The following is a 14,078-nucleotide window of genomic DNA, read 5'->3' on the forward strand; positions in this document are numbered from 1 at the left end:
ACTGCTCGGCCTGGCGCGCGAGCGTGGCGGCGCGTTCGGCATGCTCGCTGGCCTGCTGATGCGCGGCCACCGTCTCGGCGGCCCGCTGCCTGGTCTCGGCCACCTCGGCGCGCGCCTGAGCGGCCTCCGTCTCGGCGTCGGCGCGGGCCTTGCGGTCCCGTTCGCTGCGAGCCGTCGCGTCGGAAGCCCGTTCCTCGGCCTGCTCTGTCTGACGGCGTGCCGCCTCGGCCTCCTGCCGGGCCGCCTCGGCGTCGGCCTTCACCTCGGCGACCTGGACGCTGGTGACGTCGGTGATCGCCGCGAAGCCCTCGATCGCCCTGGCCAGGATCGCCTGGACCTCACCCATCACGGGAACGGCCTCGTCCGCGACGGCCGTCACCAGCCGCAGCGGATCACCGAGCGCCTCGGCGACCCGCGCGTCACGCATGGCCTGCGCCCGTTCCTTGCAGTCCTTGGGCGCCGGGCAGTAGAGGCGCCGACGGCCGCCCTTGTACCGGCCGTCGGCGCGACGGACCGGTTCGGGCAGCGGAGCCCGGCAGACCTGACACCGCCCGTGCGGAGCTTCGGTCCCTTCTTCCTCACCGGAGGCACCGGCGGTGAGCGCGGGGGAGGGGTCGCCGTCGCCCGCGCGACGGGCGACTGCGGGTTCCTCGGTGTTCGTTGCGGCATCAGCCATGATCGAAAACTAGCAGATTATGTTTCGTGTTACTCGAAACTCGTAAGATAAAACGCGAAACTCAATGTGGCTCCAGAGTAGGGAGTAGATGAGAATGACTCTTATCATTCACTTGCGCGGCGACGGGTCGTCCAAGGCTCAGCGACCCCGTGTCCTGGCTCAACCGATCCGATGTGAGCCCTGTGCGCACTCTGTCAAGATCATCTGGCGGGAGCCGTCGTGGCGCTGCCTCGTGTGGATGGGAGGCTGTTGTCCCGGACGCTGAGGGCGGAGTCCCCACGAGGCGGGACGAGTCTCTTGGGAGGACCCAGCCGCAGATTCGTCGCAGGAACGAAGCCGCCCGGCCAAGGGCGTCAACGGAAGGTGCACATGACCAATCCCCTTCACCAGCTCTACGCTCGCCGTCTACGCCGACAGGTCACGGCAGGGCCGCTGCCGCAGCACGTTGGGCTGATCATGGACGGCAACCGCCGCTGGGCCCGGCAGATGGGCATGGCCAATCCGAGCCTGGGCCACAAGTACGGCGCCGAACACGCCGAGAACGTCTTGACCTGGTGCGAGTCCGTCGGGATCAAACACGTCACCGTGTTCCTCTGCTCCACGGAGAATCTGCAACGCCGCGGTGATGCGGAGGTCACCTTCCTGATGCAGGTGATCGAGCAGATGGCGACGGACCGGCTTACGCGGCAGGACGCTCGCTGGCAGGTCCACGTCGCCGGGATGCTGGACGTGCTACCGGACACCACGGCCCGTGCCCTCAAGGAGGCGGTCGAGGCGACACGCACCTGCACGACCGGAGCACACGTCACGCTCGCAGTCGGATACGGAGGCCGGCAGGAGGTCATCGACGCGTTGCGCGAGCACCTTCACGAGCGTGCCGAGGCCGGTGATTCCCTGACCGAGGTGGCGTCGGTTCTGACGATGGACGACATCGCGCGGCATCTCTACACGGCAGGGCAGCCCGACCCGGATCTGGTGATCCGCACCAGCGGCGAACAGCGAATGTCGAACTTCCTGCTCTGGCAGAGCGCGTATTCGGAGCTGTACTTCTGCGAGGCCTACTGGCCCGCCTTCCGCGAGATCGACTTCCTTCGCGCCTTGCGCAGTTTCGCTGCCAGGCAACGGCGCTTCGGCGGCTGAACTGCGGGGATGCCAACCCGCGTCGCTGTGATCGATGAGTTCCCCGGCCTGGAAGTGGCCAAGCTCTGACCTGCTGGTCGGGCTGCCCCATGCCGCCACCGCATCCTGTGCAGCATGTACGAGCGCGGAGTGTTCCAGACGCTGCGGGACAAGCTCGGTTGTACGGGTCATCGGCGCGGAGAAGCGGCGCAACTCCGACGACGACCTGCCCAGGGACTTCGAGGCCAGCTGCGTCGAGAACTACGGCAAGTTCCGCAGGCCCTTGGATCCGAAGCGGTTCACCGCTGAGCTGGCCGAGGAGATGGATGCCGAACTGTCTGCGCTGAATGATGCCCTTGGGCAAGGGCTCGGCCTGGTTGAAGATCTCCGACCGCAAGAGCGGCGCGATTCAAAGGCGGCGATCCGGGCCCGGTGGGGGTCCCGCTGATGGACATGCTGACCGAGACGTACCTGCGTACCGCCTGTCTGAACGTCTTCACCCCAGCCGGCACCCAGAACCACCTGGCCCCCAGGAACTGTTCGGGCGGCTGCCACTGCTGATCTACGCCCATGCCACCGGAACCGGCATCCGCGCGGTCGCCGCCGGCGACCATCCCCACACCGAGGACGACCTGCGATACACCCGCCGCCGCTACCTGTCCATCGCCAGCCCCTGTCATCAATCACCATCGGATCTGGTTGGATCGACGCCGCTGTCTGCCGGCGGTGAACACCGGGTCGGCCGGGCTCGGTGATCACTATGGTCCAGTCTCATGGCGACGGTTACAACGCGTACGGTCGAATACCCGGCTGACGGCCTGACGATGATCGGGCACCTCGCGCTCCCCGCCGGTGTCGAGCGCCGGCCCGCAGTCCTGATCGGGCCCGAAGGTCTGGGGCTCAGTGACGTCGAGCGCCGCCGGGCCGATGCCCTGGCTGAGCTGGGATACGTGGCGCTGGCCTTCGACATCCACGGCGGGCGCTATTTGGGCGACCCGCAAGAGATGCTGGCCCGTTGCATGCCGCTGCTCGCCGACCCCGACCGGATGCGCGGCATCGGCCACGCGGCGCTCGACGTGTTGCGAGCCGAGCCGCGGGCCGACCCCGGCCGGATCGCCGCTATCGGTTACGGCACCGGGGGCGCAATCGCGCTGGAGCTCGGGCGCGACGGCGTCGACCTGCGTGCGATCGGGACAGTCAACGCAGTGACCACGGGCCGACCGGGCGAGGCGGCGCGCATTCGCTGCCCGGTGTGGGCTGGGGTCGGGTCCGAAGACCCGATCATGCCGCCCGCGCAACGGGACGCGTTCACCGCCGAGATGCAGGCTGCGGACGTCGACTGGCGCCTCGTGGTCTACGGCGGAGCCCTGCACGCCTTCCACCATCCACCGGTCGACCATGCCGTGGTTTCCGGCGTCGGCCACCATCCACGGCACGCGCAGCGGGCTTGGCGCGACATCGTCGACCTGCTCGCCGAGTGCCTGCCCATATCAGGGTGATCTGGTCTGCTCCTGTCGCTCACTCCTGCCCTCCGTCGTCGTCCTCGTCCAGCTCGGGCGCGTCCGGGTCGCACACTGGCGGTGAAGCTGTAGCGGCCGAGCCCGTTGAGGTTGTGGTGCTTGAGCGGGGAGCGCCTGGCGACGTCCTCGCTGCGGATCGCGTGGCCCTCGGCGCGGAGCTGGTCGACGCCGGCGTCGAGGTACCCGCCACCTCCTGGGGGCTCGGCGGCGTCTGATGCCTTCCCGCTGAAGACGTTGACGGTTGCGTGACTCCCGAAGTCGAACGGTATGCAGTCAGAGGGCCAGCGCTGCTTCCAGCGCACCCGGCCGGTGCCACCACGTCCAACCATCAGCCGTGCTGCTCCTCAACGCCAGACATTCGGTCGCTTTCTCGGTGCCCGAGCGTTTCACGGCCGTGCACGAGAGTCCTACGCGGCGGGGCTGGATCGGGCACTACCGGACGCGAGCCTCGGTCGCGTGGTTAGCCCGACCACCGGTGAAAGGTCGAGGCGGGCGAGTGCTCCGTACAGTTCCGCGAGCCGCGCCCGGCTCTCGGGGTCACCATCGGGCGTCTGGAGGTGCAACGCGGCGATCGCCGCCTGGAGCTGGTACCGGCCGGGGCGCCGGAACCGCACCGCACGCTGGAGCGTACGGAGCCCTTCGTGGATTCGGTCCCCACGCGGACCGGTCCTGGTGCTGCAACGCGACGTAGCGACCGTGCCCGTCGACGCGGGCGGCGCGACGGGCGTCGTGGAGCAGCATCAGCGCGCACACGAGGCGGCCGAAGGGCCTCGTCGCACAGCTCCGCCCGTACGAGGTGATCGCCCTCACCGGCGGAACAACCCTCGTTGAAGATCAGGTACACGACGCCGAGCAGGCGGTCGGGAGTTCCTGATCGGCGGGCACGCGGTACGGGATGTGGGCATCAGCGATCTTGCGCTTGGCGCGGACGATGCGTTTGCCCATCGTCGGTTCGGCGACCAGGAACGCGCGGGCGATCTCGCCGGTGGTCAGGCCGCCGAGCGTACGCAGCGTCAGCGCGACCCGGGCCGGCATGTCCAGCGCCGGATGGCAGCAGGTGAAGCTCAATCGCAGCCGGTCGTCGGCGATCTCGCTCGCCTCAGTACGACGCGGGATTTGGACATCTCGGCCGTACGCCCTCACGAACGCAGGAGCTGTCGTACCCGTGCGGCCTCCCGGGTGAGGTGGTTGAGCTCCGGCATGCTGGTGGCGGCGCGGGCGGCCTCGGCGTACAGCACGGCGGCCCGCTCGAGGTCGCCGGCCCGTTCGTGCAGGTATGCCGACACGGCGGCGTATCGGGGCAGGTCGGGGGCCACGTCGGCCAGCGCCGCCAGGCCGGCCCGTGGCCCGTCGGCCTCGCCGACCGCCACCGCGCGGTTGAGTCGCACCACCGGGCTGCCGGTGAGGAGCAGCAGTTCGTCGTACCACTCCACGATCTGCACCCAGTCCGTCTCGGCGGCGGTCCGGGCGTCCGCGTGCAGGGCGGCGATCGCGGCCTGCGCCTGGTATTCGCCCAGCCGGTCGCGGGCCAGCGCGGTCTGCAGGATCGCCACTCCCTCGGCGATCAGGCCGGTGTCCCAGCGCGATCGGTCCTGCTCGCCGAGCGGCACCAGGCGACCTCCCGGGCCGGTACGAGAGGCGCGGCGCGCATGGTGCAGCAGCATGAGCGCGAGCAGCCCTGCGACCTCGGGTTCGTCGGTCAGGGCGACGAGCTGGCGGGTGAGACGGATCGCCTCGGCCGCCAGGTCGACGTCTCCGCCGTACCCCTCATTGAAGACGAGGTAGAGCACGCGCAGCAGCGTCCCCAGATCGCCGGGCTGGTCGAGCGGCAGCCCCGCGATCCGCCGCTTGGCCCGGCTGATCCGCTGCGCCATGGTCGCCTCGGGGACGAGGTACGCCGTCGCGATCTGCCGCGTGGTCAGGCCGCCGACCGCGCGCAGCGTCAAGGCGACGGCCGAGGCCTGCGGCAGGGTGGGGTGCGCGCACAGGAAGTAGAGCCGCAGCGTGTCGTCCGTGGCCGGCGCCGGGCCGGTGGGGGGCTCGACCTCCACGGCGAGTTCCCGTCCCCGCCGCGACGCCTCGGCACGGGCGGCGTCGAGGAACTTGCGCCACGCGGCCGCGACGAGCCATCCCTTCGGATCGCGGGGTGGGTCGTCCGGCCAGATGGCCAGCGCCCGGATCAGGGCCTCCTGCACGGCGTCCTCGGCCGACGCGAAGTCGGCTCCGCGTCGGACGAGGACACCGATCACCGCGGGTACGAGCTCCCGCAGCAGCGAGTCGTTCACTCGGTCACCGTGGGCGGCTCGGTGAGAAACGGCCGGACCTCGAGCCACTCGTGGATCGGCTCGCCGCCGGGCCCGGGAGCGGCGGACAGCTCCCCGGCCACCTGGACCGCGCGCTCCCAGGACTCCACGTCGATGATGTACCAGCCGGCGATGAGGTCCTTGGTCTCGGCGAACGGACCATCGGTCACCGGTGGGCGCCCCTCGCCGTCGTACCGCACGAACGCGCCCTCGGGCGTCAGCGCCTGGACGTCGACGAACTCACCCGTCTCCTCCAGCCGGGCGGCGAACTCGCGCATGTACCGCATGTGCGCGTCGACCTCCTCCGGCGTCCACTGGTCCATCGACCCGTAGTCGACGGTGGGGGCCGGGCCACCTCGGTAGTGCTTCAGCAGCAGGTACTTCATGATGGTTCTCCTTCTTCGTCGCGCGGCCCCGTCGTGGCCGCTCGCGTCCCTGGGACGGAGCCGGCGCCCCGTTCTCGACACGGCGGCCGTCCGAACTGGCGGGGGCGGCTAGCGCAGATGCCGGGTGAAGAACCGGGCCGCGGCGTCCCCCTCGAACTGCGGGACGCCGGTGTGCCCGCCCATGTTGGCGTGCAGCGTCTTCTCCTTGGTGCCGAAGGCGTCGAACAGGTCCAGGGCCGCCTGCCGGTCGTTCGCCTCGTCGTCCCACTGCAGCAGCACGTGCAGCGGAATGGTGACCTGGCGGGCCTCGTCGAACAGCGTACGAGGCACGAAACTCCCGGCGAACAGAACGGCGGCCGCGATGCGCGGCTCGACGATCGCCAGCCGGACGCCGATGGCGATCAGTCCCCCCGAGTATCCGACGGGGCCGCCGACCTCGGGCAGCGAAAGGAGGGCGTCGAGGGCGGCCTGCCATTCCGGAACCGCCTTTTCGGCCAGCGGGAGGACGAGCCGGTCGACGATCTCCTCCTCGACCGGCTCGCCGGCCTCCAGCGCCCGGCGTAGGTCGGCGCGGGCCTGCTCGGCGATGGCCGAGCGGGGCCGGTCACCGCTCCCGGGGAGTTCGATGGTGGCCGCGGTGAAGCCGTCGGCCACCGAGTGCCGGGCCCGGGCCACCAGCCGGGGGCGCATCCTGTGCAGCCCGCCGGGGTGGCCGATGAGGATCAGCGGCGCCGGGGCGGATGCGGATGCGGGCGTCCACAGGATGCCGGGGATCTCGCCGAGGGTGAACTCGCGTTCGAGGACGCCGTCGTCGAAACGCTGCTCGGAGGTGAATCGCATGGTCGTGCCTTTCGGGAGTGCTCAGAACGGCGCTCCCGGACGACCTATCGTCCGACCGCGACCCCGGAGGGGAGCACCCATGTCGATACGTTCACGGGTACCACCTCCTCGTTCTCTGGCACGGCCTCCGGAAAGGTAGCAGTGGCCGCCGTGGTCCGCCAACGGGTTTTCGCGCAGCCTCGATGGTCACTCGCCCAAGGGCTCGTTCAGGTGGTCAGACCGGCGCTGGTCAGCCAGATGTGCTCGCAGGTGGCGGAGGCCTTCCGCAACGCCTCGCGGGACTCCTGCGAGGCGTGGTAAAAGGTTCGCTCGATCATCCAGCACAGGGCGCGCGCCATCGCCGAGGCGTGTTCCGGTTCGGTGCCGGACTGGACGCCGGCGCGTTCCAGGACGGCGGTGATGGCCGTGATGAACAGGTCGGCCGTACGGCTCCACAGCGCGCCGATCTCCGGCACGGTCAACGACAGGTCGATCGCCGTGCGCATGACCAGGCCGTGTTCGTTCCACAGCTCGACCGTGCGCCGCATGGCCGCCGCGATGGCCTGGCGCGGCTCGTCGGCCTCCGCGGTGGCCCGGGACCGCTCCCACAGGTGCTCGACGGTCCGGGCCACGAGCGCCGTGACGACTTCTTGCTTGGAGCCGAAGTAGAAGTACAGGGCGCCGCGTGTGATGCCGGCGCCCTGGGCGATGTCGCCGACGGTCATCGCGTCGTAGCCCTTCTGCGCCAGCAGGGCTTCACAGGTGTCGAGGATGGCCCGCTCCCGGACATCGCCCTTGCGCTCGGCGGCGCGCCGGCCCCGCGCGGGGTGGTGTCCGGGCATCAGAGCCGAGCGCCCTCGGCGAAGTCGGTCGCATGGGAGAGCGCCTCCCATGCGCGGATGTCCGCGTCCACGTCCGTACGCGCGGCGGTGACCAGTCGCAGCGCGTCCGACCCCAGGACGAGGTGGGCCGGCGGCCGCTCGACCGATGCGATCCGCACGACGGCGTCCCCGGCCTTGGCCGGATCGCCCAGCTGGTTCCCGCTCGCCTTCTGCCGCGCTTCCCGGATGGGGGTGAACAGCGCGTCGTAGTCGTCGATGGTCCGCGCGGCGCGTGTCATGGACCGTCCGGCCCAGTCGGTACGGAAGGAGCCGGGCTCGATCGCCGTCACATGGATCCCGAACTGCGCGACCTCCTTGCCCAGTGCCTCGAGGATGCCCTCCAGGGCGAACTTGCTGCCGCAGTAGGCGGACATGCCGGGCACGGCCATGAGCCCGCCCATGGAGGTGACGGCCATCAGGTGCCCGCGGCGCCGCCGGCGCATGGGGGGCAGCGCCGCCTGCAGGGTGGCCACCGTCCCGAACACGTTGACCTCGAACTGCCGCCGCACCTCGGCCAGCGGGGTCTCCTCGAAGGTGCCCTCCAGGCCGTAGCCGGCGTTGGCGATGACGACGTCCAGGGGGCCGACGCTCCGCTCCACCTCCGCGACCACATGCGAGACGGCGTCGTCGTCCGTCACGTCCAGGATGCGGCCGTGCGCGTCCCCGGGTTCGAGCCCTTCGAAGGTCCGCAGGTCCTCCTCGGAACGGACCGTACCGGCGACGGTGTGCCCGGCGGCCAGGGCGGCCTGGGCGAAGGCACGGCCGAGTCCCGTGCTGACGCCGGTGATGAGCCAGTTCTGTTTCCGCATTGCTCCTCCACAGGAGAGACGCGAGGGCCGGGTCGCACCCTCACCTCAAACTCTACACGACGTCGATTTTTATCGTCGCTATGCAGATTCTGAGGGTCGCGGATCAGGGCCATGTCGAGCAGGCCAGGCCGAAGGGGAGCGCCGCGGCTGTACGGTTTTCGGGCTCTGTCGCTCTTTCGGTGGTGATGGAGGGTGCCGAGGTGTCACGATGATCCTCGTGCCGTCTTAACGATCTTGTGAATACTGTGTTTTCGGGGCTGTCGGCCCTGGTCATCGAGGATGTCGCTGACGAGGGCGACCTCATCCGGGTGCGGGCCCGCAGCCGAGAGGTGCCCGTACCGTGCCCGGACCGGACAGACCCCGGCGCGGACGGAGGCTGGCGTGATGCTGGGATTCGGTGCCCTCGCCGAGGCGTGGGTGCGGGCGGGGCGCGGCATCGACGACGCCTCCTGGCGGCTGGCCGACGAGGTCGACCTGTTCTGCGATGTGGTCGTCGGGCAGCCGTTCGGCAGTGATGATCTGGGACGCGGGCTGTTCTCTGGAGGCCCCGGCTCGGCAGCGGCGGGATTCGTGCAGCGGCGGGACGGCCTGTTGAAGGACCTGCCCGCGGCGGTGAATCTGCTGCGGGGGATGGGGGCGGGGCTCCTCGACACGGGTGGGCGCTATTCCGATAACGAAGAAGCGATCATCGAGGCGTTGAGCGGCCGGAGCGATTCGGTGGCACCACCGCGTTCTTCCAGGGGTGCGGCGCGGGCCGTCGATGAGTATGTGCTGCCTCCGATAGCCGGGGACCGGCCCTCGGCCGCGCCTCCGCCTGATGTCGTACGTCAGGCGCTGTGGCTGTTCGAGCAGGTCGGATTGGGATTCTCCTGGCCCGACGGGAATCCGGCGGCGATAGAAAGGTTGTGTGACGGCGCGGCAGGGCTGGGCGTGGTCATCAATAAGGTGAACGAGCGGATCGCTCACCACTCAGGATGGGTGACGAGCAGCGGGTTCGGAGAGGCCACCGACGCGTTCGCGGGGGCGGCGCGGATGGTGCACGGGGCGGACGGCCTGCTGGCGGATCTGAGGCAGCGGTGTGACGACCTCGCTGCCTACGGCCGCCGATCCGCCGACGCCATCGTTACCGCTCGGTGGCATTTCGTGGCCTCGGCGGTCTTCGCGGTGACGCTGATGTACGCGGTCAGCACGCTCGGCCCGTTGCTGGAGACCGGCATGGCCATGGCGTTGTCTTGGATCCGGATCGAGGGCGAGGCGCTGGAGATCATCTTGCGTCTGCTGTTCGAGTCCGCAGTGGGCGGGGTCTACTCCGTCGGGTCGGGTGTGATCGACCTGCTCTTCCTCAGCGGCCACCGTGACTGGGGCGAGCTGGCCGACGCGTTCGGACAGGGCCTGATGCTGGGTGGGCTGATGGGGAGCGCCCGAGCGGGTTTGCCTGCGCTGCTGCGCCGCGGACCGGCCACCGCCCGCCTGGCCGCAGTGATGAAATCGCCGGGAGCGGCCGGCATATTCTCACGCTTCGCGGTCGGGTGGGGCGCCGGCACCGGGACTCTCATGGCCACCAACAAGGTCACCGGGCATGGCTGGGATCTGGAACACGCCTGGCAGACCGGGCTTGCCATGGCGTCCATCGGCTCAGGCGGCGAGGCCATCACCCGCATCCGTGAACTCCGGCGCGGCAACACCGGGCAGCCGTCCGGAGCCGGGAATGTTCACGGTCATGGTTCTACCGCCCTGACCGGCGGTGTCGAGGCCACGCCCGATCGGATCGCCCCTGGAGCCGAACGCCCGGGCACCCGGCCCGCCGAGCCGGGATCGGACGGGCGGGCCGGTCCCACCGTCCGAGAGCGGGTCGCGTCCAGCAGAGCAGAGGCAAGCGGGCGTGCGGGGGCGGACCCGGCGTTCGAGGGAAGAGCCAAGGCCTCGGCCGGCCCCTCCGATGACGTCGCCACCATCGATGGCGGGCGCGCCAGTGTCGGCACCGCGGCTCACGGCAACGCCGTCGACGACTCGGGCTCCGGCGGTTCGGGCGGTGTCCACACCTCACCCGCCGTACCGGTCGAGCAGGCGCGCCCGATCGATCCAGGCGCCGCTGATCAGGACGCGGCGCGACACGGTCTTCCCAACGCGAGCCTGCCGCGACCGGATGACACCGCACGGACGACGCCCGAACCGGAGCACACGCCGCCGCGAGTCGACCTGTCCGGCACGCCCTCGCCATCCGGCCGGCCTCATGGGGCGATCCTCGACACCGAGGCTCGCGACCCGGCAGGCTCGATACCGTTTCCCCGGCCGCACACGGGTCTCGAAGCTCCGCGTTCCCCCGTCCATCCCACGCCCGTTGACGATCCGTCGGGAACGTTTCTGGACCACGCGAGACCGCTGGACCCGCCGACCCACGCCGATCGGCACAACGCCTGGCCGGGCGATCCCGTCGGCCGGGTGGACACCCCGCGCGATCCTGTGGGCGTTCCGTTCGGGCGGGCCTTCCGCGATCCCGGGTATGAGGCCGAAGCGATCCACTTTGAAGAACGGCTCGGTGCTTATTACTTCAACCAACCCGACATTCTCGACATATCCCGTACAGCGGTGGAGAGACTGAGGAAGATGTTCCTGGATCTCGCGCCTCGCCTGGAGGGTGAGACTCCGGAGCAGTTCGAGAAGCGTGTTGAAGGGGCGTTCTTCCGCGACAATGCTCCCCAATCTGCGGGGCAAGTCGGCTCGCGGGTCTCCGTCGACGAACTACTCGAGTTCGGTAACGTACGTGAATTGACTGAGGCTTTTATGCAGGCGAGCTTCTCGAACCCTCGTTATTCGATCACCTTGCGAAAAGTCGTGCTCGACGTCATCGACAACGAACGCTGGGAACAGGCCGCGGCCGCAGGCCTCGATGTCGACCTGGTGAGAGCGATGGGGCGCCAGCTGAACGGCGTGAACCGTCTTGTGCTGCGAAAGATCGGCAAGGTGTGGTTCGATCCCAACGGAATCCGGTTCGCTCGCAATCCGTTCGGTGAGGGCAACCTGATCATCACGCTTTCCAAGCATGGCGTGCGAGACTTCCTCGACTGGCATGAGAGTAACGCCGGACGTCGTCGGCGCACTCCCGAAGAACAGAAGGACCTCGGTCTCGTCACGACGGCTCGCTATTACGCTGAACGCGGGACACCCCTGGGCGTACTTGAAAAGGCTTATGCCGAATCGGTCATCAAAGACGGGCCATTGGGGTCGGATACTCCGCTGCCGTGGGTGGAGGGTTTCAAGGTATGGGGATTTTCCGGCGGGCGATGGGCCGACCAGGCCACCGCCGGCGGATTTCCCGTGGTCAATGGAGTGTCGGCGACCACGTTCAGGCTGCTGGCCTCGGCGAAGCTCGTCGGTCTCGACCCGGAGGGAATGAAACTCTTCCGTGGCGCGGTGATGGCCAAACTCCTGCCCTCTCGACATCACTCGCTCTTCGAGACGGTCCGGGGGCTGCAGATCGCCGGTCTCTGGGAGGGCGAGGTCGGCGGACGCTTCACCGCCGTGGACCTCTACGGGAACCTGCCCGGCCTGGACCTGCACACGATGCGGACGCGGATCCTTCCGGACGGTCTGTACCCTCACGAGGTCCGGTATCTGCGGCACGCGACCGGTTCGGACGACCCCGGGGGCTTCGTCGAAACGCGCGACCACGCGGTCCGTGCGACCGCCGATCGGCTGTGGCGGCAGTTCCGTGACGGGAGCGTGCGCGATCCGGGGCTGTCCGGCTGGCTGCGCCGTAACGGGATCGACCCCGCGGACACGGCCGCGGTACGCGAGCTGGGCGAGAAGCTGCCCGAGCCGTACCTGATCGCGTTGACGGTCTACGCCCGGCACGGTCACGGTCTCATCGACGCCATGACGCGTACGCGCCCGTGGGCCGGCGGTGTGAGTGCGTCGGCCGCACGGGAGGGGATGACGCGGAAGGCCGAGGACCTGACCGCGGATCACCTGACCGCCGTCGCGGCGGGTCGCACGCCGCCGCTGCCACCCTCCCTGCGTCCGCTCCTCTACGCCGATCAGGAGCGACCCGGCTCCTCATCGCTGACGGCCGAGGCCAAGGACTGGGTCGACGCGGCGCGCCGGGTCGAGGAGGCGAAGCAGCGACGCCACGAGCACCGGGCCGGGGGCCGCACGGAAGACGCACGAGGAACCGAGACCGAGATCCGGCAGGCCCGCCGGTCGCAGCGTGCCGCGTGGCGGCGGATCCGTGCACAGATCGGCGAGATGGCGCCGTCGCTCTTCGACGAGATGTGCTGGCACGGCGACATGGTCCACGCCGCCATGACGCGGCTTCCGGCGATCGGCACTCCCGAACATCCAGTGATCGCCTACCGCGGCGACGCGAAGACGTCCGCGTACTCACCGATTCACGGATCGCTACTGTCCCCGTCCGTGACGACGCGGGAGTACGTGACCGTGAGCCGTCGGTTGGAGACCGCCCTACGGTCCATGGCGGGCAATCCGGCGGACGACCGGGTGCTCATCGTGTACCGCCTCACCGGCGGCCATGCGCGCGACACCTCGATCTTCTCCCCGTCCCCCGAGGACCAGGGCGCGGTCCTGCCGCCCCACGCGCGAACCCGGCGCGTGCACGACCCCGAGATGGTGAGGAGGATCCGTGAAGAGGTGAACCGGACGGCGAAGGACATGGTCGATCGTGGCGAGTTGGAGCAGATCCCCGACGGCTATGAGATCTTCCTGATGCAAGAGAAGACCGGATGAGTTCTGAACGGGTGAGGCCGGGCGACGACGCGTGGCAGGTCTTCGCGGCCCTGCATCGGCTGCTGCTACGCCTGGCCGGGCGATTTCCGGACGAGCTGATCACTCGTACCCGCACCATGCTGGCCAGGAGCGACCTGGTCCACCTCCCCGACACCGTGACCGGATCCGCCGCACGGCTCAGAGTCTCCCTGACCGCCGCCGACGTGGAACTGCTGCGGTACGTCCTGGCGCTGGCCGACGGCGCCGCAGGAGATCCGGCCGCGACGGATCAGCTGACGATCTCGACGAGCGTCCCCGCGACCGATCACCGGTTCACGCCGGTGCCTCCGGGAGCGCCCGCCGTGGCCCGCGTCTCGGCCGACCTCGCCGATGACCTGCTCGTCGACGCGATGAACGAACATCTCGGTGTCATGACGATCCGGCGCGCCTGGCGGTCGGCGCCACACGAGGAATCGGAGGACGCGCGACGCGTCTACTTCGTAGAGGTCGAGCCGCACGTCCGGGCATGGGAGCTGACGGGTGACGCGCAGCACGAACTGGTCTTGATCGATGAGGAGTCACCGCAGGTCGAGGTGTATTGGACCGGCGACGAGCTCCCGCCGTACCACCGAACGGCCCTTGCCGACGCCGCACTACTCTGGCCGCGATCCCCTCCGGCAGGGCAGGCGCCGCGGTCGCGAGCTTGACCAGGATGCCGTTCTTGCCGTGCGCCCTGCGGAAGTCGGACCCGGCGTTGGCGGCTCGATCCGCAGCTCCCGGCAGCGGGCCGACAACGCCGCCCGCAGCAGGAAGGCGGTGAGCCGCCGATCGGCAGCCGAACGT

12 protein-coding genes and 1 pseudogene are annotated in these 14,078 nt (G+C 69.6%); 5 read left to right on the top strand and 8 right to left on the bottom strand.

From position 1 onward, the window contains the following. Positions 1–676: pseudogene (locus ACFFNX_RS09670) on the bottom strand (hypothetical protein); the annotation flags it as partial. A 369-nt stretch (positions 677–1,045) separates the two neighbouring features. On the opposite strand from ACFFNX_RS09670, the gene uppS reads away from it, so the two are divergent. The 3 genes from uppS to ACFFNX_RS09685 all read left to right on the top strand — a co-directional run bounded on the left by uppS (position 1,046) and on the right by ACFFNX_RS09685 (position 3,294). Next, entirely contained in the window at positions 1,046–1,816 is a 771-nt protein-coding gene (gene uppS, locus ACFFNX_RS09675; protein ID WP_378198234.1) for a polyprenyl diphosphate synthase, read from the top strand. Positions 1,817–1,850: 34 nt separating this feature from the next. Further along, positions 1,851–2,243, top strand: coding sequence for a hypothetical protein (locus ACFFNX_RS09680; RefSeq protein ID WP_378198235.1), 393 nt, complete (start codon positions 1,851–1,853; stop codon positions 2,241–2,243). Positions 2,244–2,568: 325 nt separating this feature from the next. Then, the gene (locus ACFFNX_RS09685; protein WP_378198237.1) at positions 2,569–3,294 is read left to right on the top strand and encodes a dienelactone hydrolase family protein; all 726 of its coding nucleotides are present in this window, start codon (positions 2,569–2,571) and stop codon (positions 3,292–3,294) included. Positions 3,295–3,852: 558 nt separating this feature from the next. Here the strand turns inward: ACFFNX_RS09685 and ACFFNX_RS09690 are convergent. The 7 genes from ACFFNX_RS09690 to ACFFNX_RS09720 all read right to left on the bottom strand — a co-directional run bounded on the left by ACFFNX_RS09690 (position 3,853) and on the right by ACFFNX_RS09720 (position 8,513). After that, positions 3,853–4,056 (bottom strand): DUF6596 domain-containing protein, encoded by a 204-nt coding sequence (locus tag ACFFNX_RS09690; RefSeq protein ID WP_512699847.1) that lies wholly within the window; start codon positions 4,054–4,056, stop codon positions 3,853–3,855. Between the two features lie 93 nt (positions 4,057–4,149). Beyond that, positions 4,150–4,383, bottom strand: a complete 234-nt coding sequence (locus ACFFNX_RS09695; RefSeq protein WP_378198239.1) for a sigma factor-like helix-turn-helix DNA-binding protein — start codon at positions 4,381–4,383, stop codon at positions 4,150–4,152. A gap of 71 nt (positions 4,384–4,454) precedes the next feature. Next, positions 4,455–5,600 carry an RNA polymerase sigma factor gene (locus ACFFNX_RS09700; protein WP_378198241.1) on the bottom strand — a complete coding sequence of 382 codons (1,146 nt, stop codon included), beginning with the start codon at positions 5,598–5,600 and terminating at the stop codon, positions 4,455–4,457. Then, on the bottom strand, positions 5,597–6,007 hold the full coding sequence (locus tag ACFFNX_RS09705) for a YciI family protein (RefSeq protein ID WP_378198318.1): 411 nt from the start codon (positions 6,005–6,007) through the stop codon (positions 5,597–5,599). Before ACFFNX_RS09705 ends, ACFFNX_RS09700 begins: the two co-directional genes overlap by 4 nt. A 105-nt stretch (positions 6,008–6,112) precedes the next feature. Further along, positions 6,113–6,844 (bottom strand): dienelactone hydrolase family protein, encoded by a 732-nt coding sequence (locus ACFFNX_RS09710; RefSeq protein ID WP_378198243.1) that lies wholly within the window; start codon positions 6,842–6,844, stop codon positions 6,113–6,115. Positions 6,845–7,050: 206 nt separating this feature from the next. Continuing rightward, entirely contained in the window at positions 7,051–7,665 is a 615-nt protein-coding gene (locus ACFFNX_RS09715; RefSeq protein WP_378198245.1) for a TetR/AcrR family transcriptional regulator, read from the bottom strand. Continuing rightward, a complete protein-coding gene (locus tag ACFFNX_RS09720; protein WP_378198247.1) occupies positions 7,665–8,513 on the bottom strand; it encodes an oxidoreductase in 849 nt (282 codons plus the stop codon). The genes ACFFNX_RS09715 and ACFFNX_RS09720 overlap by 1 nt, the downstream gene beginning before the upstream one ends. A gap of 417 nt (positions 8,514–8,930) precedes the next feature. Between ACFFNX_RS09720 and ACFFNX_RS09725 the strand changes: the two genes are divergently transcribed. Together ACFFNX_RS09725 and ACFFNX_RS09730 are read left to right on the top strand one after the other, a co-directional pair. Beyond that, complete coding sequence (locus tag ACFFNX_RS09725) at positions 8,931–13,256, top strand: WXG100-like domain-containing protein (protein WP_378198249.1); 4,326 nt, start codon at positions 8,931–8,933, stop codon at positions 13,254–13,256. Continuing rightward, a complete protein-coding gene (locus ACFFNX_RS09730; RefSeq protein WP_378198251.1) occupies positions 13,253–13,942 on the top strand; it encodes a hypothetical protein in 690 nt (229 codons plus the stop codon). Before ACFFNX_RS09725 ends, ACFFNX_RS09730 begins: the two co-directional genes overlap by 4 nt. The last annotated feature ends 136 nt before the right edge of the window (positions 13,943–14,078 follow it).

Origin of the sequence: Actinoallomurus acaciae (assembly GCF_042429965.1) — a bacterium.
Lineage (GTDB): Bacteria > Actinomycetota > Actinomycetes > Streptosporangiales > Streptosporangiaceae > Actinoallomurus > Actinoallomurus acaciae.

Excerpts from the sequence above, each read along its gene's own strand:
- uppS (WP_378198234.1), top strand. The coding sequence starts at position 1,046 with ATGACCAATCCCCTTCACCAGCTCTACGCTCGCCGTCTACGCCGACAG.
- ACFFNX_RS09690 (WP_512699847.1), bottom strand. The coding sequence starts at position 4,056 with ATGCTGCTCCACGACGCCCGTCGCGCCGCCCGCGTCGACGGGCACGGT.
- ACFFNX_RS09710 (WP_378198243.1), bottom strand. The coding sequence starts at position 6,844 with ATGCGATTCACCTCCGAGCAGCGTTTCGACGACGGCGTCCTCGAACGC.
- ACFFNX_RS09720 (WP_378198247.1), bottom strand. The coding sequence starts at position 8,513 with ATGCGGAAACAGAACTGGCTCATCACCGGCGTCAGCACGGGACTCGGC.
- ACFFNX_RS09730 (WP_378198251.1), top strand. The coding sequence starts at position 13,253 with ATGAGTTCTGAACGGGTGAGGCCGGGCGACGACGCGTGGCAGGTCTTC.
- ACFFNX_RS09680 (WP_378198235.1), top strand. The coding sequence starts at position 1,851 with ATGAGTTCCCCGGCCTGGAAGTGGCCAAGCTCTGACCTGCTGGTCGGG.
- ACFFNX_RS09685 (WP_378198237.1), top strand. The coding sequence starts at position 2,569 with ATGGCGACGGTTACAACGCGTACGGTCGAATACCCGGCTGACGGCCTG.
- ACFFNX_RS09715 (WP_378198245.1), bottom strand. The coding sequence starts at position 7,665 with ATGCCCGGACACCACCCCGCGCGGGGCCGGCGCGCCGCCGAGCGCAAG.